This window comes from Roseateles sp. (genome assembly GCF_039595595.1).
Classification (GTDB): Bacteria; Pseudomonadota; Gammaproteobacteria; order Burkholderiales; family Burkholderiaceae_C; genus Roseateles.
In genome coordinates, this window is sequence record NZ_JBCNLG010000007.1 from 56,523 (window position 1) to 75,131 (window position 18,609).

Below are 18,609 nucleotides of genomic sequence, written 5' to 3' on the forward strand. Positions count from 1 at the left end.
GACCATGCTGAGCCGTCCCGATCCGGACGACGACCACCCCGACGACAGCCGTTACCTCGACGGCGCCGGGGCGCTGGCGCGTGGCGACACCTCGGGCGCGGGCCGGGCGCTCGAGGCGGGACGCAACAACCTGCAGCAGTTGGTGCAGCTGCGCTGGCTGGCGGCGGCGGGGCAGTTCGCGACGGTGCTGTCGGTCCACTTCGCGCTGCACATCCGGCTGCCGATGCCGGAGATGCTCACGCTGCTGGCGGTGCTGGTGCTGTTCAACGTGGCCTGCTGGCTGCGCACGCGCTGGGTGCCCAGCGTGCGCAACGCCGAGCTGTTCGCCGGGTTGCTGGTCGACATCGCGGTGCTGAGCGGGCAGCTGTACTACAGCGGCGGCGTCACCAATCCCTTCATCTTCCTGTTCCTGCTGCAGATCGCGGTGGGCGCGGTGCTGCTGCCGTCGCGCTACATCTGGTTCACGGTGGCGGTGACGGGCGGCTGCTTCGTGGCGCTGACGCAGTGGCACCTGCCGCTGCTGGTGCCGGACATGGAGGGCCTCTCGCTGCCGCCGCATTACATCGGCGGCTTGCTGATCTGCTTCGCGATCAACGCCGGGCTGCTGGTGATCTTCATCCAGCGCATCGGCCGCAACCTGCGCCAGCGCGACGCGCGCCTGGCCGATCTGCGCCAGCGCGCCGCCGAGGAGGAGCACATCGTGCGCATGGGCCTGCTGGCCTCGGGCGCGGCGCATGAGCTGGGCACGCCGCTGGCGACGCTGTCGGTGATCCTGGGCGACTGGTCGCGCATGGCGCCTTTCGCCGGCGATCCGGAGCTGCGCGAGGAGATCGAGGAGATGCAGGTCCAGCTGCGGCGCTGCAAGGCGATCGTGAGCGGGATCCTGATGTCGGCGGGCGAGTTGCGCGGTGAATCGCCGGTGGTGACGACGCTGCAGGCCTTTCTTGATGACCTCGTGCAGCATTGGCTGACGACGCGCGCGCATCACGGACTCGAGTACCTGCCCGATGTCCATCTGCCGCGCCTGCGCATCGTGTCGGACGTGGGGCTCAAGCAGATGATCGACAACGTGCTGGACAACGCGCTGGAGGCGGCGCCTGGCCAGCCGGTGACGCTGCGCGCGCTGACGGAGGATGGACAGCTGGTGCTGCGGGTCGCGGATCGAGGCGCGGGTTTCCTGCCGGAGATGCTGGAGCGCTTTGGCAAGCCCTATCAATCGAGCAAGGGGCGGGCCGGCGGCGGACTGGGGTTGTTCCTGGCGCTGAACGTGGTGCGATCGCTGGGCGGACGGCTGCAGGCGCGCAACCGTCTGGCGGAAGAGGGTGGCGGCGCCGAGGTGGAGATCCGTCTGCCGTTGTCCGCCCTGGCCCCCCAGGACCTGCCGGAGAATGCTGCCCATGGATGACCTTTCGCCTGCGGACACGGACCGCCTGCTGCTGATCGTCGAGGACGATGACGCCTTCGCGCGGACGCTGTCGCGCTCGTTCGAACGCCGTGGCTATCAGGTGCTGCGCGCGACCAGCGTGGAGCAGGTGCAGAAGCTGCTTGCCGAGCGCGGCCGGGAAGAGGCGCCGGAGTACGCCGTCGTCGACCTGAAGCTGGCGGGCGGCGGTTCCGGGCTGTCGTGCGTGCAGATGCTGCACGAGCATGACGCGGAGATGGTGATCGTGGTGCTGACCGGCTACGCGAGCATCGCCACGGCGGTGGAGGCGATCAAGCTGGGCGCGCGGCACTATCTGGCCAAGCCCGCGAACACCGATGACATCGAGGCGGCGTTCGCGCGCGCGCAGGGCGACGCGGAGGTCGAGGTCACGGACCGGGCGACCACCTCGATCAAGACGCTGGAGTGGGAGCACATCCACGAGACGCTGGCGGCGACGGGGTTCAACATCTCGGAGACGGCGCGGCGGCTGGGCATGCACCGGCGCACGCTGGCGAGGAAGCTGGAGAAGCAGCGGGTGAAGTGAGGGCGGAGCGCCGCTCGTTTTGAGCGACGCGCGGCGGCCTTATCCTGATCGTGTCGTGGCAACTCGATACGAAAGGAAGATCGATGAAACCCTCGCAGGCGCTTGCCTTGAAACGAGACCTGATCGGCTCGATCGTGGCCCGTTATCCCACGACGAACCTGCGTGTCTTCGGATCCGTGCTGCATGGGCAGGATCGCGAGGACAGTGACCTGGACCTGCTCGTCGACGCCATGCCGAGCGCCACCTTGATCGACCTCAGCGGTCTTCATCTGGAGCTTGAAGACCTGCTTGGCGTTCCCGTGCATCTGCTCACCCCGGGAGACCTTTCTCCGAGGTTCCGTGGCGAGGTGCTTGCAGAGGCGCGTCCGGTATGAGCCGCATGGGATTGGTCGAGTACCTTGACCACATGCATGAGGCCGCGACCTTGGCGCATGGCTACGTCGCGGAGATGACCCAGGCTCAGTTCCAGAGCGACAAGAAGACGCAGCAGGCGGTGATCTTCAACATCGTCGTATTGGGAAGAAGCCGCAACGGTGCTGTTGAAGGGGCATGGCGCCTTCGTGGCAGGACACCCTCAGATTCCATGGCGCAGCATCAAGGACATGCGCAATCGCATCGCGCATGTGTACTTCGACATCAATCTTGATGTCGTGTGGCGAACGGTGAAGATCTGGGTCCCCGAACTCTTGGCGAAGCTGCCTGCCGTGCGGGCGGCGGCAATCGCCGCCGGTGGATAACGCGAACGTGCCATGAGAAAGGGGCCGCGAGGGCCCCTTGTCATTGACGCAGACGGACGCTCAGTTCGTACGCGTCGCCGCCGGCGCGCGTACCACGCGCGACTTGCCGCCGGTGGTGACGACGATCACCGGCTCGCCGGCGATCCAGTTTTCGTTGCCTTGCGCCTGAACGATCGCGCGGCGCTCACCGTTGCGCAGTTGCAGCAGGATCTCGACGGCCTGTTCCTTGGTCACGCCGCGTTCGACGGCGTTGCCCAGTGCCGCGCCAGCCACGGCGCCCAGCACGCCAACGACCAGGCCTTCACGATGGCCGCCGACACTGCCGCCGGCCACGCCGCCCACGACCGCGCCGGTCACCGCGCCAGCGCCGCTCTGCGAGCCGTCCACCGTCACCGGGCGCACCGACAGCACGGTCGCGTCCTGCACCTGCGACATGCGCTGCGCATCGCCGCGCTGGATCACATCAGGGCTCGTCGTCGAGCACGCGGCCAGGGCGGCCACCATCGTGGCAATCAGCAGCTTCTTCATTTCATCTCTCCAGGTCGATGCCCGGCCAACGGATGCCTGTGACCTTCCGTTGACCGTGCAACAAGTCTTTACCCGCCCGTGACACGGACCCGCGCCGCATGGCGGACGCACGTGAAGGACTCTACCGGAGCCCGCTTTGACGCCCCTTAAGACCGCCGAACGACTGCGATGGCAGCGCGGTCAAGCACGGCGGCGCGCTACGACGCGTACAACCTCGACGACTTCGGCACGCTCGCCAGCAGGAACTCCATCTGGTCGGCCAGGATGCGCCGGCCGCGCAGGATCATGTCCTCGTGCAGGCTGGGCACGTACGGGAGATAGAGCAGCGACATGCGTGCCTCTTCCGGTGTGCGGTTGCCCTTGCGGCCGTTGCACGCGCGGCAGGCGGTGATGCAGTTCATCCACGAGTCCTGCCCGCGGCGCGACACCGGCTGGATGTGCTCGCGCGTCAACTGGTCGGGATGGAAGCGGTGGCCGCAGTACGCGCAGACATGCCGGTCGCGCGCGAACAGCTTGAAGTTGGACAGCGCCGGCGCCTGGCGCCAGGCGCGGCTCGGGATCGCGCCGCGCACCGCGACGATCGGATGCAGCTCGATCCGCGATTGCAGCCCCGTCAGCCGCTGGAAGCCGCCGCGCAAGATGTGGCACGGCTCGCCCAGCGTCCACGCCACCGCGTCGCTGGCATACAGCACCGCTGCTTCCTTCGTCGAGATCCAGGCCTGCGGTCGGCCCGAGATGTCCAGCTGCAGAACGTCCACGGTCGATGACCTCCAGCGACAAAGGGTAATCCAGTCGCAGGGGGCAACTCAAGTGCCAGCCGCGCACGGTGGCGCCGCCGAGACGATATTCAGGCTGTTCGCCGACGATAGGCGCCCGTGGGCCAAGGTTCAACCCGGCGTATCCCCATTCCGAACTGCTTCCTTCGGCTCAGTCCAGGTGTCTCGGCCGCGTCACGCCTCACGAGGGCAGCTTGCCCAGCGCCCGCAGTTCCGCCAGCGCCACCAGCCCGCCACTGGAGAGCGCGTCCTCCGGCAGCCGCGCGCGGCCGATCCGCACGTCCGGCGCCAGCACGTCGAGCCGCTCCCGCAGCGAGGGCGTGTCCTCGCCGTCGACCTGCACGACGCAGAGCCGGTCCGCCGCGCCCGGATGGACCCAGCCGACCAGATCGCCGCTGTCGACAGCGGCGATCAACTGCGCCGCCAGCGGCGGCAGTTCCTCGGCGCGGCCGGCGATCACATGCACGACGACCTCGCCGCCATCGCGCATCGCCAGCTTCACCGTCTGGTCGAGCTGCTCGCGCAGTGCCGCCGCGTCGAGCGGCGCCGGCACCGGCACTTCCGGCTGGCCGGTCAGCTGCCGCAGCATCTCGTCGAGTTCCTCGGCCTTGTCGAAAAACCCGTTTGCCCCCGCCGCCAGGACCGCGGCGCGATACGCCTCGGTCTGATGCGACAGCACGTGCACCTGTCCGCCATAGCCCTGGCGCCGCAGCGTCTTGAGCACCGCGATGCCGGAGCCGCCCTGCGCCAGCGACAGGTCCAGCAGCACCGCCGATGGCTTCAGGTGATCGACCAGCGCCAGCGCGGTCGTCTCGTCCGCGGCCTCGCCGACCACGCGCAGTCCCGGCACCGCGTCGAGCCGCTGCAGCAACTGGCGCCGGATGGTGAAGGAGTCCTCGACGAGGACCACGGTCAAAGGTGTCGCATTCGCTTGCATCGTTCGGTCGCGTCCTCCTCGCCGCGCGAGGTCAGTCATCCAGCGGATCGAGTTCGCCCCAGCTCGTACGGCTGATCGCGCGCTTGACCTCGTCCATGAAATGCCCCTGCGGGCCCGTCGGCGCGCGCACGCCCGGCGCGGGCACCGGCGTGCCATTCGCGCCATTGGCCACCGGCGCGGCGGCCGGATCGCGCGTCGCGCGCTGCACGTGGCGGTTCAGCAGCTCGCGGTCGCGCGGTGTCAGCTGCGACGCCGCCACGACGATCACCGGGATCGCCGCCGTCAGCGGATCGCGCTGCAGCGCCTCGACGACGCCGATGCCATCGACCTCCGCCATCAGCAGATCCAGCACGATCAGGTCAGGCACATGGCGCCGCGCCAGCTCGATGCCCTCCTTGCCGCCGGTCGCCCGCAGCACCGAGAAGCCGGGCTGCGACAGATGCGCGCTGAGCGACTGCAGGTCGCCGGGCGCGTCGCTGATCGCCAGCACCAGGAATTTGCGCGTCGCGGTCGGCTTGAAGCCGAGCATCTCCAGTTCCTTGCTGAGCGCCTTGCGCGACACCGGCTTGTGCAGCACCGCCGACGCGCCCAGCGACAGCGCCACCTCCTGGCCCGCGTCCACCGACACCACCACCACCGGGATGTGCGCCCAGCCCGGCAGGTTCTTCAGCCGCGACAGCAGCTCCCAGCCATCGAGCCCCGGCAGGTTGACCTCCAGCGTGATCAGGTCCGGCCGCAGCTGGTGCGCGAGCTCCAGCGCCGCCTCCGCCGAGTCGACATGCCGCACGCGAAAGCCCGCCGCATTCAGCTGCGTCTCCATCAGCGCCGCCGCCTGCTGGTTGTGCTCGATGACCAGCGCCAGCGGCCGTGCGCCGGCCTCGTCCGGCAGGATGACGTCGGGGATCACCGGCTCACGCCACGGCAGCCAGCAGGTGAAGCAGCTGCCCTTCTCGGGCTGGCTGCTCACCGCCACCGCGCCGCCGTGCAGCTGCACCAGCCGCGCCACCGTCGCCAGGCCCAGGCCGGTGCCCTCGACCTTGTGCGTCATCACGTTGCGGATCTGGTTGAAGGGCTGGAACAGCTTCTCGAGCCCCTCCGGCGGAATGCCGATGCCATCGTCGGTGACGCTGATCTGGACGAACTCGCTGAAGTCGCTCTCGGGCAGGTCGGTGCGCCGTCCCGACGGGAAGCCCGGCAGCGCCTCGCGCGCGCGGGCTCGCGGCACGCGCCGCGCCTCGAGCCGGATGTGGCCGGCCCTGGGCGTGAACTTCGCGGCGTTGGACAGCAGGTTGTAGATGATCTGCCGCAGCCGCCGCCGGTCCACGCACACCCGCTGGCCGGCGCCGACGCCGAAGAAGCTCATCTCGACGCGGTTCAGCCGCGCGCGTTCCTGCACGATGGTCAGCGCGTCGCGCAGCAGCTCGTCCAGATCGACCGGCTCGATGTCGAGATCGACGCGCCCCGCCTCGATCTTGGCCATGTCCAGCAGGTCGTTGACCAGCGAGAGCAGATGCTGGCCCGCGTTGTGGATGTGGTTGCAGAACTCGGCCTGGCGCTCGCTGACCGGTCCGGCGGCGCCGTCGCGCATCAGCTGCGCGAAGCCGATCACCGCGTTCAGCGGCGTGCGCAGCTCATGCGACATCGTCGACAGGAAGGCCGTCTTGGCGCTGCTGGCCCGGCTGAGCTCCGCGTTGAGCTGCTCCAGCGCGTCATTGCGCTGCTGCAGCGCGGCCAGCAACTCGGCGCGGCTGTCGGCGAGGTTGCGGGCGGCGCGCGCTTCGGCGGCCTCCATCGCGCTGTTGTGCAGCTCGGCATGGACGCGGCGCGCCTCGTCCTCGAACTGCTTGCGGCGCAACTGCGCGCGCAGCCGCGCCTTGAGCAGCTCGACCTCGCCATTGGCCTTGACGACGTAATCGTCGGCGCCGGCCTCCAGGCCCGCCAGCATCGACGCGCGCCCCTCGAAGGCCGTGAGCAGCAGCACCGGGATGTCGCGCAGCGCCGGCGCGGACTTGATCCGGCGGCAGGTCTCCAGGCCGCCGATGCCCGGCATCTGCACGTCCAGCAGCACCGCGTCCACGGTCTGCACCGCGAGCAGCTCCAGCGCCTGCTCGCCATTGCCGGCCGCGATCACGTCGAAGCCGTCGTCGCGCAGCGTCGCGCCGAGCTCGGCCAGCACATTGGCGCTGTCGTCCACCAGCAGCAGGCGCTTGGGGCCGAGCAGGCTCGCGCCCTGCTCGGGCAGACTGGCCGCGGCGCTGCGCAGCATCGCGGCGACGCGCGCCAGGATCAGGTCGACGTCGTCCTGCTTGCGCGCGAACGCATCGGCGCCGGCCTCCAGCGCGCGCAGCTCCGCCTCGGGCCCTTCGTCGGCGGTGAGCAGCAGGCAGGGCGTGTGGCGCAGCGCCGGATCCAGGCGCAGCCGGCGTATCACCGCCGCGCCATCGATGCCGGGCATGTGCTGGTCGACGATCACCGCGTTGGGCCGCAGCGCGGCGGCCTGGCGCAATCCCTCCTCGCCATGCGCGGCCATGTGGATGCCGTAGCCCTGCGGCTCGAGCGCGTCGCGCAGCGCCTCGCGGAAGGTCTCGCTGTCGTCGATCAGCAGCACCGTGGCCGCGTGCGGCGCCGGCACCATCCGCGCCTGGCGCTGGCGCACCAGCTCGCGCGCGCGGTCGACGACGTAGACGCGGTCGTAGGGCTTGCCCACGTACTCGTCGGCGCCGTGGGCCAGGCCGCGCAGCCGGTCGCTGGCCTGCGATGCGTTGGACAGGATCAGCACCACGCACTCGGCGCCCTGGGGCGCGGCGCGCAGCTCGGGCAGCCAGGCGGCGCCGTCGCCGTCCGGCAGCAGGTTGTCCAGCAGCACCAGGGCCGGCACGCCGCCGGCCAGCGCGGCCCGGGCCTGCGCCAGCGAGGCGCATTCGACGCAGTCGAAGCCGGCGTCCTCCAGCGCCTCGCGCAGGTCCATCCGGACCGTCAGGCTGTCCTCGACGATGAAAGTTCTCTTGTTCATGAATGGGCTCCTCCCCAGGCCATACCGCTCAAGCCCATCAGGGCGGGGCCGATGTCGGCCAACGGCAGCACGCGCTCGGCGGCGCCCAGCTGGGCGGCTTCGCGCGGCATGCCATAGACCATCGAACTGGCTTCGTCCTGCGCCAGCGTGGCGCCTCCCGCGCGCCGGATCGCGAGCAGGCCTTGCGCCCCGTCGCGTCCCATGCCGGTCAGCAGCGCCGCCGCGACGCCGCTGCCGATCTCCGTGGCCAGCGACTCGAACAGCACATCCACCGACGGCCGGCACGAGTGCCGCGGCGGCGCATGGCTGAGCTGCAGCTGGCCGGACTGCAGCACCAGGTGCGAGTCCGGCGGCGCCAGCAGCACCTGGCCGGCCAGTTCGTGCAGCCGCTCGCCCCCATGGGCGTAGCGCACCGGATGCGCCGTCTGCGCGTCCAGCCATTCCGCGAAGCCGCGGCTGAACACCGCGTTGATGTGCATGACGATCAACACCGGCAGCGGCGCCGGCGCGGGCAGCGTCTGCAAGACCTTCATCAGCGCGCCCGGACCGCCGGTGGAGGCGCCCAGCGCCAGCAGCGCGCGGCGCGGCGTCGGCGGCGCATGCGGCAGCCGCGCCGAGGACCGGCCCGGGATGCGCGCCCGCACATGCGTGATCACGCGGATGCGCGCCACCAGCCGCAGCAGCGTCAGGTAGCGGCGCTCCCATTCGCCCTCGGGCATGGTGGCGGTGGGCTTCTCCAGCACCTCGACGGCGCCGGCGGCCAGCGCCTCGTAGGTGCGCAGCAGCTCGCCCCGGTTGGTCGACGAGGACACGATCAGGATCGGCGTCGGGCAGTGGGCCATGATGGCCTCGGTCGCGGCCTGGCCGTCCATGCCGGGCAGCATCATGTCCATCGACACGACGTCGGGCCGCAGCCGCTGGCACAGCGCCACCGCCTGGGCACCGTCGTGCGCCTCGCCAACGAGCTCGATGTCGGGCTGCGAGGCCAGCACCTCGCGGATGTGCGCCAGCACGGTGATCGAGTCCTCGACCACCAGCACCCGCAGCGGGCGCCCCGCTCTGGCGCCGGCCAGGTCGGCGGGCGCGCCGCCACCGAGCCCGCCGATGCCACCGATGCCGCCGATGCCGCTCATGCGGACGCCCCCTCCGCCGCGGGCTGCGCCGAGCGCGCCACCAGCCGCGCGACCTGCGCGAGGAACTCGTTCTGCGCGAACTCGCCCTTGACGATGTAGCCGTCGGCGCCCGCGGACTTGCCGCGCGCGAGGTCCTCCGGCGCGTTGCGCGAGGTCACCAGCACCGCCGGGATGTCGCGCAGCGACGCGTCGCCGCGAATGGTCTCGACGAATTCGAAGCCGCTCATGCCCGGCATCTCGACGTCGACGAGGATGAGCGCGTAGCGCTCCCGGCGCGCGGCCTCGAGGCCGTCCTCGGCGGAGGCAGCCATGTGCACGCGGTAGCCAGCGGCTTCGAGGATGCTCTGCTCGAGCATGCGGGTGGTCAGCGAGTCGTCGATGACCAGGATGGTGCCGGTGCGCGGCGGCGGCGGCGGCGCGCGGGGCCGGGCGTTGCGCGCGGCGGCGACCAGGCCGTCCGGCGCCAGCACCGGCACCGGCTGCCGCGCCGCGTCCAGCGCGAGCCCGGCGATCAGCGGCGAGGGCGGCAGCAGCGCCGGCGGCGGCCGCAGCACCACACTGGTCACGCCGTCGAGCGAGTCGACGCCCAGCGCCGCCCGCTGTCCGCCGGCGCGCAGCACGAGGGCGGAGCGCGGCGGCGAGGGCGGATCGCCGGGACGCAGCGCATCGGCCAGCGACAGATGGGGCAGCAGCTCGTCGTCCACGGCGACGTGCGAGCCGTTCAGCACGGGCCGCTGCAGCACGCACTCGACGGCATCCAGCGGCACCCACGCCGACATCGCGCCGGCGCAGACGCGGATCGCGCGCAGCGCCGCCAGTTGCAGCGGCACGCAGAGCTCCACCGTCGTGCCTTCGCCGCGGCGGCTGCGCAGCGTCAGGCGGCCACCCAGGCGGTCCGCCGTGTCGCGCACCAGGTCCATGCCGACCCCGCGCCCGGCGAGCGCGTCCACGCGCCGCGCGGTGCTCAGGCCGCCGCGCAGCAGGCGCTCGATCAGTGCGTCGTCGTCCAGGCGCGCCGCGCCCGGGATGCCCTTGTCGACCGCGGTGCGGCGCAGCGCGTCCAGATCGAGTCCGGCGCCGTCATCGGCGCAGCAGAACAGCACGTCGCGGCCGCGCCGCTCGATGCGCAGCTCGATCCGCCCCTGTGGCGGCTTGCCGGCGGCGGCGCGTTCGGCCGGTGTCTCGATGCCGTGCGCAACGGCGTTGCGCACCATCTGGACCAGCGCGCCGGAGACCGCGTTCAGCAGCGCCGCCTCCAGCTTCACGTCGCCGCCCGAGCCGGTCAGCCGCGCCTGCTTGTCCTGCGAGCGCGCCGCGTCGCGTGCGCTGCGTTGCAGCGGCGCGAACAGCTGCGACGCGGGCAGCAGCCGCAGCTGCTCGGCGTCATCGCGCAGCGCCACGAGCTCGCGCGCAAGCTGGCGCACGCCGCGTTCGATCTGGTCCTCGATGCGCGCCAGCGGGCCGGCGAGCAGTTCCTGCTGGCCTGAGAGCGTGCCGCGCAGTTCGCGCAGCAGCGCCGCGGCGCGCTCGATGGGCACGAGATGGCCCTGCGCGCGGGCGATGTCGCCCAGCAGGCCGTCGAGTTCCTCAGGCAACAGCTGCGGCACGGTCAGCAGGCCCGCGATGGGATCGTCGCCGGGCTCTTCACCGGGGAGCCCGGCGGCCGGCGTCGACGGCTCCGCAGGTGCCTGTCCATCGGGTGACGCGGAAACCGGGGAAGAGGGGAGAGGGGGGGAAGGGCGGCTCGCGCCCGGAGCCGGCGAGTGGCTCGCGGTCGCCGGTGCGGGCGAAGCCGCCGGCGCGTCCAGGGCCGAGATCGCGTCGCCGGCGGCGTCGATCAGCGCCAGCAGCGCGTCGATGCCGGCGCGGTCGGGAGCTTCGCCGCTGTCGCGCAGCGGCGTGAGCAGGTCCTCGATCGCATGCGCCTGCGCAGCGATCGCGGGCTGGCGCACGACGCTCGCCGCGCCCTTGAGCGTGTGGGCCAGGCGCAGCATCCGCGGCGCGAGGTCGGGCACGGAGCCCTGCTCGGCGGCGAGCACGGCCTCGCTCATCTGCCGCAGCAGATCGCGGGCTTCGACGCGGAAGAAGCGGTAGGGGTCCTTGGCCACGGGCGCGCGCTGTCGGGTTGAAGGGAAGGGACGCCGCTCAGGTCGGCTGAGCCTGCACGAGTCGCAGCAGATCACGCGACATCTCGGCCAGCTCGGTGGCGGTCTGCGAGGTCTGGCCGGAGCTGGCCTCGGTCTCGCGCGACGCCTGCGCGGTGTTGGACAGCGCGACGTTGAGCTGCTCGACCGCGGTCGCCTGCTGCTTGGTGGACAGCTCGATCTCGCGTGCCGCGTCCATCGTCGTGACCACCAGGCCGGCGATGCGGCCGAAGGTCGCGGCCACCTCGTCGAACTGGCGCGCGCCCGCGTCGACGGCCTTGGAGCCGGTCTCGGTGGCCATCACCGTCGTGTTGACCGCGCCGCGCACGTCGTCGATCTGCACGCGGATGTCCTTGGTCGATGCCGTCATGCGGTCGGCGAGCTTGCGGATCTCGTCCGCCACGACGCTGAAGCGCCGCCCCGCGTCGCCCGCCACGGTGGCCTCGATGGTGGCGTTGATCGCCAGGATGTTGGTCTGCTCGGCCAGTTCGCCGACCAGATCCAGCACCACGCCGATCTGCTGCGACTTGCGGCCCAGGTCCAGCATGTGGTCCACCACCAGATCGATCTGGCGCCGCATCGCGGCGATGGTCTCGCGCGCGGCCTGCAGCGTGCCGTCGCCGCCACGCGCGAAGCTGGCGGTCTGCTCGGCGATGCCGACCACGCGCTGCGCGCTGTCGGCGATCTGGCGCGAGGTGGCCAGCAGCTCGGAGATCGTGGTCGAGATCTCGGTCATCGAGGTCGCCGTCTCGCGCGCGCCGGCGGCCTGCTGATTCGCGGCCGCCTGCAGCTCGGCCGACGAGCGCTGCACATGCTTGACCGCCGTGCCGACCTGGCCGGTCAGCGCGCGGCTGAGCGTCAGCGCCGCCGCCAGCACCAGCAGCGCACCGGCCACCGTGCCCCAGACGATGGTCTGGCGCACGCCGTTGGCGGTGGACTCGACCTCTCTGGCGCGCTCGCGCAGCAGGTCGGTCTCCTCATCCTCCATCTGGGTGATCACGGCGCGCAACTCGTCCATGCGGCGCTTGCCCTCGCCCAGTTTGACGTTGCGGATCGCGGCTTCCTGCCCTTCGCCGCGGCGGGTGTCGATGCGCTCCTTGTGCATCGCCATCAGGCCGTCGATCATCGCGCTGGCTTGCTCGAAGCGCGCCTGCTGCGCCGGGTTGTCGCGCAGCAGCGGCTTGAGTTCGGAGATCAGCTTGGGCAGGCTCGTGAGAGCGCCGCGGTAGGGCTCGAGGTAGCCCTCCTCGCCGGTCAGCAGATAGCCGCGTTGCGAGGTTTCGGCATCCTTCATCAGGCTGAGCAGCCCGCCGATGTGGGTCACCGCCGCATGGGTGCGGGTGACCTGGTAGCTGTTCTGCGCCAGCACGTCGACGCCGCGATAGGCCAGCACGCCGATCAGCATCAGCAGCGCGAAGGACAACGCGAATCCCACCGCCAGCTTTCTTCCGAAGGTCCACATGGCTCGCTCCCTGTCATCGGCCGGCGCGGCCGGCGGTCGTTGTGCTTGTGTCACGGTCGGCGAAGGCCGCGCCGTCGAGCTGGCCGCCCGCGATCGCGGCGATCACCCCCTCGAGCTCGATCAGCGGCCGCAGCGCGCCGCCGCAGCGCACGGCCCAGCCGGTGCCGGTGGCGTCGCTCTGCTGCAGGCGGTCGCCGGGCGACAGGCGCCACTGCCCGTCGAAGCCCTCGAAGGCCAGCGCCAGCGGGGCGGCCCGCGTGATCGCCCACCAGCGCGGCGCCGTCGCCGGACCGCGTCCGATCAGCGCCTGCAGGTCGTAGAGCGGCAAGACCTGGCCCTGATGGCCGGCGAGTCCGAGCAATCCCGGGGCGGTGGCCGGATAAGGGGCGGGGGGCATGGCGGGCGTCAGTCCGGCCAGGTCGGCCAAGTTCAGGGCGAACGGGTCGCCGGCAATCCGTATGCCCAGCACGTCGAGCGCGGCCTCGTCCTCGCGCCGGCGCAAGGGCTCGGCGAAGGAGCGGTCGAAGGCCTCGCGCCAGTCGCGCAGCCGCGCGCGGGTCGCTTCCGTCATGAACGGACCTCCCGGATCTCGTCGCGGCACAGGCGCCGCAGGTCATCGCGTTCGAAGCCGCCACCGAAGCGGCGCAGCCGCTCGGTGGACTCGCCCTCCAGCAGCTCGAGCGCGCGCCGCAGCTCACGCCGCGCGGCGACGACCTCGCCGCGGCGCCGTGCCAGCAGTCCCAGCCGCAGGTGCGGCAGCGCGAACGCCGCGTCCTTGGCCGCGGCGCGCTGGTGATGCCATTCGGCGGCGGGCAGTTGGCCGCGCTCCTCCATCGCCAGTCCCTGCAGGAAGAGCACGTCTGCTTGCAGCGCGGCCGGCGTGCGCGGCGCGATCAGCCGCGCGCAGGCGCGCAGGCCGTCCTCCACCTGGCCGGCCTCGACCAGCAGCAGCGCTTCGTCGAGCAGGGCCTGGTCCGCGCTCTGCGCAGCGGCCGGTCCGGGCGGCGGCGCGGCGGCAGGCAGCGGCGGCGGGTGTTCCGCGGCGGGACCGGGCGAACCCCAGGGAAAGGGCCAGGCGGGCGGCGCCTCCGGGCTCTCGCGCCGGTAGAAGAAGCAGCCGTGCGACTGCCGCAGCGCCAGGCCCGCCGCGCGCGCCTGGCTCTGACCGCGCAGCGTCTCCGCATGGCCCAGGAACAGCGCGCCGCCCGCCGTCAGCGAGCCGGTCAGGTGGCGGATCGCCTGCCGCAGCGCGGCCGGCTCCAGATACATCAGCACGTTGCGGCAGAAAATGACGTCGAAGCGGTCCGGCGTCCAGAACGCGGCGTCGGGCTGGCCGAGTTGGCGCAGCTCGAACCGCACCCGCTGGCGGATCGACGGCAGCGGCGTCCACTCGTGATCGCCGACGCGCCGGAACCAGAGGTCGCGCTGCTCGGGCGGCGTCGCGCGCAGGCTCCATTCGCCATAGCGCGCCGCCGCCGCGCGCGCCAGCGCTAGCGGGTTCACGTCGAGCGCGAGCACCTCCCAGTCGATGCCCTGCGCCTGCAGCCCGGCGCGGTGCAGCGTGATCGCCAGCGTGTAGGCCTCCTCGCCGGTGGCGCAGCCGGCGGACAGCACGCGCAGCCGGCCACCGGGCGGCAGGCCGCGCACCAGCGACGGCAGCAGCTCGGCGCGCAGCGCCTCCAACTGCTCCGGGTGGCGGAAGAAGAAGGTCTCGCCCACCGTCAGTTCGGCCGCGAGCGCGTCCAGGCCGGCCCGCGTCGGCGCCAGTTCCATCTGATCCAGGAAGCGCTGCGGGCCCGCATCGCCGGCGGCACGTCCGAGCGCCGCGCTCAAGCGGTCATCCTGACGCTCGTCGAACTGCAGGCCCAGCCGCGCCGCGAGCAGCGCGCGCAGGCGCGAGAGAAGCGGCGGCGGCATGGCGTCGGGCAGGCCCGCGCGCGTCATGAGGCGGCTCCCGCCTGGGCCGGCGCCAGCGGCGCCGCGGCGTGGCCGAGCAGTTCAGCGGGCAGCAGCCGGCCCTGGTCGAGCACGGCCACCAGTTCGTCGTCGCGTTCGGCCAGCGCGGCGACCGCGCCATGCTCGCGATCGCGCAGCAGCGGGGGGAGGGCGCGCAGATCGGAAGCGGGAAGCTCATGCAGGCCAAGCACCTCGGCCACGGCGAGCGCGACGCGGCGCCCGCCGGTGCGCACGATCACGTAGCGCGCCGCCGGGGCCGCGCCGTTCATGCCGAGCAGGCCGGCCAGATCCACCACCGGGATCCAGTCGCCGCGGATGCGGGCCAGGCCCGGCACATGCACGACGGGCGCCGCCAGCGGCCTGAGCGGCTGCGGGCGCAGCGTTTCCTCGACCGCATCCAGCGGCAGGCCGCAGAGCCGGGACTGCACCCGGCACACCAGGACTCGAACCACGCCACTCGATGGCTTGTGCATCCTTCCGGCTCCCTGTTTGCGTCAGTCTATGCCGACGTCAGGCGAGCGGGCGTTGCCGAAGGTCACTGGCCGGGCGCCCGCGAGTCGCTCAGCGTCGCAGAGAAGCTCATCGCGCCGGGTTCGGGTAAACCCTTGAAGCGAATCGTGAGCAGGGTGATGGGCCCTGGCGAGGGGCCGAGTTTTTTAGGTCATCGCCACTAAAAAAGGGTGGTCAAGGATTGCCATTCCCGCCCGGAACTGATCAAAATAGAACGATCGTTCGTTTTATTATTCCGGGCATCGTGTCCACCACCTCCGCCACTGCCGCCAAGCCTGCCGCCCCCGCCACGCCCGTGGCGCGCCGTGGCGCGCGCTCGCTCCAGAAGGGCGCCCAGACGCGCGCCGCGATCCTGGACGCGGCGCTGGGACTGGCCTCGCACATGGGGCTGGAGGGCCTGTCCATCGGCGCGCTGGCCGATGTGACGAAGATGAGCAAGTCCGGCGTGTTCGCGCATTTCGGCTCGCGCGAGGAACTGCAGATCGCCGTGGTGCGCGAGTATCACGCCAAGTTCGAAGAGGAAGTCTTCTTCTCCGCGATCCGCCAGCCGCGCGGCCTGCCGCGCCTGCGCGCGCTGTTCGAGCGCTGGGTGCACCGCACCTCGGTCGAAGTGGACTCGGGCTGCATCTACATCAGCGGCGCGGTGGAATTCGACGACCGGCCGGGCCCGGTGCGCGACGCGCTGGTGGCCATGGTGCGCGACTGGCACGCCGCGATCCGCAAGGCCATCCTGCTGGCGCAGGAATGCGGTCATCTGGCGCCGGACGCCGATCCCGACCAGGTCCTGTTCGAGATGCACGGCCTGATCCTCTCGCTGCATCACGACGCGCGCTTCCTGCGCAGCCCCGGCGCGCTGGCGCGGGCCCGCACGGGCCTGGAGCGCATCCTCGACAGCTTCGCCACGCCGGCCGGCCGCAAGGCCGATGCCCAGGCGCGGCAGACGACACCTCCCACCGCTCCGGCGAGCGCGGCCAGCGGCCGCAAGCGCGGCTGAGCGGCGCGAGCCCTTTCCGGTCTTTCGATCCGTCGATCTTCCGATCCCTTCCAGAACCATTCTCAGGAGAGTCCTCATGCCCCAGTACAACCCGCCCCTGCGCGACATGCAGTTCGTGCTGCACGAGCTGCTGCACGCGGTCGACGAACTGAAGCTGCTGCCCGCGCATGCCGAGGTCGACGAGGACACCATCAACGCGGTGCTGGAAGAGGGCGGCAAGTTCGCCGCCGAGGTGCTGGCCCCGATCAACCTGTCGGGCGACCTGGAAGGCTGCACGCTGGACAAGACCACCCACGAGGTGAAGGCGCCCAAGGGCTTCAAGGAAGCCTACGCGCAGTACGTCGAGGGCGGCTGGCCCGCGCTCTCCTGCGATCCGGAGTACGGCGGCCAGGGCCTGCCGGTGCTGGTCAACCAGTTCATGTACGAGATGATGAACTCGGCCAACCAGGCCTGGACCATGTATCCCGGCCTGAGCCACGGCGCCTATGAGGCGCTGCATGCGCACGGCACGCCCGAGCAGAAGGCCACCTACCTGCCCAAGCTGACCTCCGGCGAATGGACCGGCACGATGTGCCTGACCGAGCCGCACTGCGGCACCGACCTGGGCCTGCTGCGCTCCAAGGCCGAGCCGCAGGGCGACGGCACCTACAAGATCACCGGCCAGAAGATCTTCATCTCCGCCGGCGAGCACGACCTGGCCGAGAACATCGTCCACCTGGTGCTGGCGCGCCTGCCGGACGCCCCGGCCGGCTCCAAGGGCATCTCGCTGTTCATCGTGCCCAAGTTCAACGTCAACGCCGACGGCTCGCTGGGCGAGCGCAACCCGGTGTACTGCGGCGGTCTGGAGCACAAGATGGGCATCCATGGCAACGCCACCGCGCAGATCGTGCTGGACGGTGCCGTCGGCACGCTGGTGGGCCAGCCCAACAAGGGCCTGCAGGCGATGTTCGTGATGATGAACGCCGCCCGCCTGGGCGTGGGCAACCAGTCGCTGGGCCTGACGGAAGTGGCGTACCAGAACGCCGTCGCCTACGCCAAGGACCGCATCCAGATGCGCGCGCTGTCGGGCCCGAAGGCGCCGGACAAGCCGGCCGATCCCATCATCGTCCACCCGGACGTGCGCAAGATGCTGCTGACCGCCCGCGCCTATGCCGAAGGCGGCCGCGCGCTGTCGGCCTACGTGGCGCTGCAGCTGGACAAGGCGCTGGCCAGCGATGACGCCGACGAGGCCAAGGCCTGCGAGGACGAGGTCGCGCTGCTGACCCCCATCATCAAGGCCTTCATCTCGGACAACGCCTGGATCGCGACCTCGCACTGCATGCAGGTGTTCGGCGGCCACGGCTACATCCACGAGTGGGGCATGGAGCAGTTCGTCCGCGACTCGCGCATCAACATGACCTACGAAGGCACGAACACCGTGCAGTCGCTGGACCTGCTGGGCCGCAAGATCCTGGGCAACAACGGCGCGACGCTGAAGAAGTTCGGCAAGAAGATCGCCGAGTTCGTCGAGGAAGAGGGCACCAGCGAAGCGATGCAGGAGTTCATCAACCCGCTGGCCGACATCGGCGACAAGGTCACCAAGCTGACCACCGAGATCGGCATGAAGGCCTTCCAGAACCCCGATGAAGTGGGCGCCGCCGCGGTGGACTACCTGCGCGTCGTGGGCCACCTGTGCTTCGCCTACATGTGGGCGCGCATGGCCAAGCTGGCGCTGGAGAAGAAGGACAGCGGCGATCCGTTCTACACCGCCAAGCTGGCGACGGCACGCTTCTACTTCGCCAAGCTGCTGCCCGAGACCGCGAGCCTGATCCGCACCGCGCGCGCGGGATTGAGCCCGCTGATGGAAATGGACGAGGCGCTGTTCTAAAAACGGCGTCACGGGCGCCCCCTCGAGCGGGGCGCCCGCGTTCACCCATTCCAAGACACCGAAGACCGGAGAGAGACAAACGATGAAACCGCTGTTCGCCACCGCCGTCGCCCTGGGCCTCGGACTGTCCGCCAATCTCGCGCTGGCGCAGACCGCCACCAGCCCGGTCGGCGTCTGGAAGACGATCGACGACGAGACCAAGCAGGAACGCTCCACCGTGCGCATCAGCGAAGTGGGCGGCGTGCTCGTCGGCCGGATCGAGAAGATCACCGACCCGTCCAAGCAGACGGCCAAGTGCGACGAATGCGCCGACGAGCGCAAGGGCCAGCCCATCCTGGGCCTGACCATCCTGCGCAACGTCAAGAAGAACGGCGACGACGCCGATCTGTGGGACGGCGGCGACATCCTCGATCCGTCCAACGGCAAGGTCTACCGCGTGCGGCTGCGCCCGGTGGACGGCGGCAGGAAGCTGGAGGTGCGCGGTTTCATCGGCATGCCACTGCTGGGCCGTACACAGACCTGGATCCGCGTCGAGTAAGCGCGGCCCCTGAAGACACATCCCCACATCCCCGAGATGTTCATTGG

General features: G+C 71.1%; 16 protein-coding genes and 1 pseudogene. 7 read left to right on the top strand and 10 right to left on the bottom strand.

Annotated elements, in window-relative coordinates; translation table 11 throughout:
• The first annotated feature begins 4 nt into the window (after window positions 1-4).
• The 4 genes and pseudogenes from ABDW61_RS10995 (at window position 5) to ABDW61_RS11010 (ending at window position 2,704) form a co-directional block, all read left to right on the top strand.
• The gene (locus ABDW61_RS10995; protein WP_343638608.1) at window positions 5-1,405 is read left to right on the top strand and encodes an ATP-binding protein; all 1,401 of its coding nucleotides are present in this window, start codon (window positions 5-7) and stop codon (window positions 1,403-1,405) included.
• A complete protein-coding gene (locus ABDW61_RS11000; RefSeq protein WP_343638610.1) occupies window positions 1,389-1,967 on the top strand; it encodes a response regulator transcription factor in 579 nt (192 codons plus the stop codon). Before ABDW61_RS10995 ends, ABDW61_RS11000 begins: the two co-directional genes overlap by 17 nt.
• A gap of 83 nt (window positions 1,968-2,050) precedes the next feature.
• Window positions 2,051-2,341: a nucleotidyltransferase family protein gene (locus ABDW61_RS11005; protein WP_343638611.1), complete on the top strand. Its 291-nt coding sequence runs from the start codon at window positions 2,051-2,053 to the stop codon at window positions 2,339-2,341.
• Window positions 2,338-2,704 (top strand): annotated as a pseudogene (locus ABDW61_RS11010) (DUF86 domain-containing protein). Before ABDW61_RS11005 ends, ABDW61_RS11010 begins: the two are co-directional and overlap by 4 nt.
• Before the next feature lie 60 nt (window positions 2,705-2,764).
• Here ABDW61_RS11010 and ABDW61_RS11015 read toward each other — a convergent pair.
• From ABDW61_RS11015 to ABDW61_RS11060, 10 genes are all read right to left on the bottom strand, one after another.
• Window positions 2,765-3,232 carry a glycine zipper 2TM domain-containing protein gene (locus tag ABDW61_RS11015; protein WP_343638612.1) on the bottom strand — a complete coding sequence of 156 codons (468 nt, stop codon included), beginning with the start codon at window positions 3,230-3,232 and terminating at the stop codon, window positions 2,765-2,767.
• 197 nt (window positions 3,233-3,429) lie between these two features.
• Complete coding sequence (locus ABDW61_RS11020) at window positions 3,430-3,990, bottom strand: HNH endonuclease (protein WP_343638613.1); 561 nt, start codon at window positions 3,988-3,990, stop codon at window positions 3,430-3,432.
• Between the two features lie 199 nt (window positions 3,991-4,189).
• Complete coding sequence (locus tag ABDW61_RS11025) at window positions 4,190-4,918, bottom strand: response regulator transcription factor (RefSeq protein WP_343638851.1); 729 nt, start codon at window positions 4,916-4,918, stop codon at window positions 4,190-4,192.
• 58 nt (window positions 4,919-4,976) lie between these two features.
• Entirely contained in the window at window positions 4,977-7,958 is a 2,982-nt protein-coding gene (locus ABDW61_RS11030; protein ID WP_343638614.1) for a response regulator, read from the bottom strand.
• Window positions 7,955-9,091 (bottom strand): chemotaxis-specific protein-glutamate methyltransferase CheB, encoded by a 1,137-nt coding sequence (gene cheB / locus ABDW61_RS11035; protein ID WP_343638615.1) that lies wholly within the window; start codon window positions 9,089-9,091, stop codon window positions 7,955-7,957. Before cheB ends, ABDW61_RS11030 begins: the two co-directional genes overlap by 4 nt.
• Window positions 9,088-11,199: a response regulator gene (locus tag ABDW61_RS11040; RefSeq protein ID WP_343638616.1), complete on the bottom strand. Its 2,112-nt coding sequence runs from the start codon at window positions 11,197-11,199 to the stop codon at window positions 9,088-9,090. Before ABDW61_RS11040 ends, cheB begins: the two co-directional genes overlap by 4 nt.
• Window positions 11,200-11,236: 37 nt before the next feature.
• Window positions 11,237-12,697, bottom strand: a complete 1,461-nt coding sequence (locus ABDW61_RS11045; RefSeq protein WP_343638617.1) for a CHASE3 domain-containing protein — start codon at window positions 12,695-12,697, stop codon at window positions 11,237-11,239.
• Between the two features lie 13 nt (window positions 12,698-12,710).
• Window positions 12,711-13,268: a chemotaxis protein CheW gene (locus ABDW61_RS11050; protein WP_343638619.1), complete on the bottom strand. Its 558-nt coding sequence runs from the start codon at window positions 13,266-13,268 to the stop codon at window positions 12,711-12,713.
• Window positions 13,265-14,641 (bottom strand): CheR family methyltransferase, encoded by a 1,377-nt coding sequence (locus tag ABDW61_RS11055; RefSeq protein ID WP_343638621.1) that lies wholly within the window; start codon window positions 14,639-14,641, stop codon window positions 13,265-13,267. Before ABDW61_RS11055 ends, ABDW61_RS11050 begins: the two co-directional genes overlap by 4 nt.
• Window positions 14,638-15,126 carry a chemotaxis protein CheW gene (locus ABDW61_RS11060; protein ID WP_343638623.1) on the bottom strand — a complete coding sequence of 163 codons (489 nt, stop codon included), beginning with the start codon at window positions 15,124-15,126 and terminating at the stop codon, window positions 14,638-14,640. Before ABDW61_RS11060 ends, ABDW61_RS11055 begins: the two co-directional genes overlap by 4 nt.
• A 332-nt stretch (window positions 15,127-15,458) precedes the next feature.
• Between ABDW61_RS11060 and ABDW61_RS11065 the strand changes: the two genes are divergently transcribed.
• The 3 genes from ABDW61_RS11065 (at window position 15,459) to ABDW61_RS11075 (ending at window position 18,562) form a co-directional block, all read left to right on the top strand.
• A complete protein-coding gene (locus ABDW61_RS11065) occupies window positions 15,459-16,157 on the top strand; it encodes a TetR/AcrR family transcriptional regulator (protein WP_343638853.1) in 699 nt (232 codons plus the stop codon).
• Window positions 16,158-16,233: 76 nt separating this feature from the next.
• On the top strand, window positions 16,234-18,024 hold the full coding sequence (locus ABDW61_RS11070) for an acyl-CoA dehydrogenase C-terminal domain-containing protein (protein ID WP_343638625.1): 1,791 nt from the start codon (window positions 16,234-16,236) through the stop codon (window positions 18,022-18,024).
• An 82-nt stretch (window positions 18,025-18,106) separates the two neighbouring features.
• A complete protein-coding gene (locus tag ABDW61_RS11075; protein ID WP_343638626.1) occupies window positions 18,107-18,562 on the top strand; it encodes a DUF2147 domain-containing protein in 456 nt (151 codons plus the stop codon).
• Window positions 18,563-18,609 lie beyond the last annotated feature (47 nt).

What these genes read in the sequence shown, in the direction of transcription:
- ABDW61_RS11075 (WP_343638626.1), top strand. Translation starts at nt 18,107, where the DNA reads ATGAAACCGCTGTTCGCCACCGCCGTCGCCCTGGGCCTCGGACTGTCC.
- ABDW61_RS11030 (WP_343638614.1), bottom strand. Translation starts at nt 7,958, where the DNA reads ATGAACAAGAGAACTTTCATCGTCGAGGACAGCCTGACGGTCCGGATG.
- ABDW61_RS11050 (WP_343638619.1), bottom strand. Translation starts at nt 13,268, where the DNA reads ATGACGGAAGCGACCCGCGCGCGGCTGCGCGACTGGCGCGAGGCCTTC.
- ABDW61_RS10995 (WP_343638608.1), top strand. Translation starts at nt 5, where the DNA reads ATGCTGAGCCGTCCCGATCCGGACGACGACCACCCCGACGACAGCCGT.
- ABDW61_RS11005 (WP_343638611.1), top strand. Translation starts at nt 2,051, where the DNA reads ATGAAACCCTCGCAGGCGCTTGCCTTGAAACGAGACCTGATCGGCTCG.
- ABDW61_RS11055 (WP_343638621.1), bottom strand. Translation starts at nt 14,641, where the DNA reads ATGACGCGCGCGGGCCTGCCCGACGCCATGCCGCCGCCGCTTCTCTCG.
- ABDW61_RS11070 (WP_343638625.1), top strand. Translation starts at nt 16,234, where the DNA reads ATGCCCCAGTACAACCCGCCCCTGCGCGACATGCAGTTCGTGCTGCAC.
- ABDW61_RS11045 (WP_343638617.1), bottom strand. Translation starts at nt 12,697, where the DNA reads ATGTGGACCTTCGGAAGAAAGCTGGCGGTGGGATTCGCGTTGTCCTTC.
- cheB (WP_343638615.1), bottom strand. Translation starts at nt 9,091, where the DNA reads ATGAGCGGCATCGGCGGCATCGGTGGCATCGGCGGGCTCGGTGGCGGC.
- ABDW61_RS11015 (WP_343638612.1), bottom strand. Translation starts at nt 3,232, where the DNA reads ATGAAGAAGCTGCTGATTGCCACGATGGTGGCCGCCCTGGCCGCGTGC.
- ABDW61_RS11000 (WP_343638610.1), top strand. Translation starts at nt 1,389, where the DNA reads ATGCTGCCCATGGATGACCTTTCGCCTGCGGACACGGACCGCCTGCTG.
- ABDW61_RS11060 (WP_343638623.1), bottom strand. Translation starts at nt 15,126, where the DNA reads ATGCACAAGCCATCGAGTGGCGTGGTTCGAGTCCTGGTGTGCCGGGTG.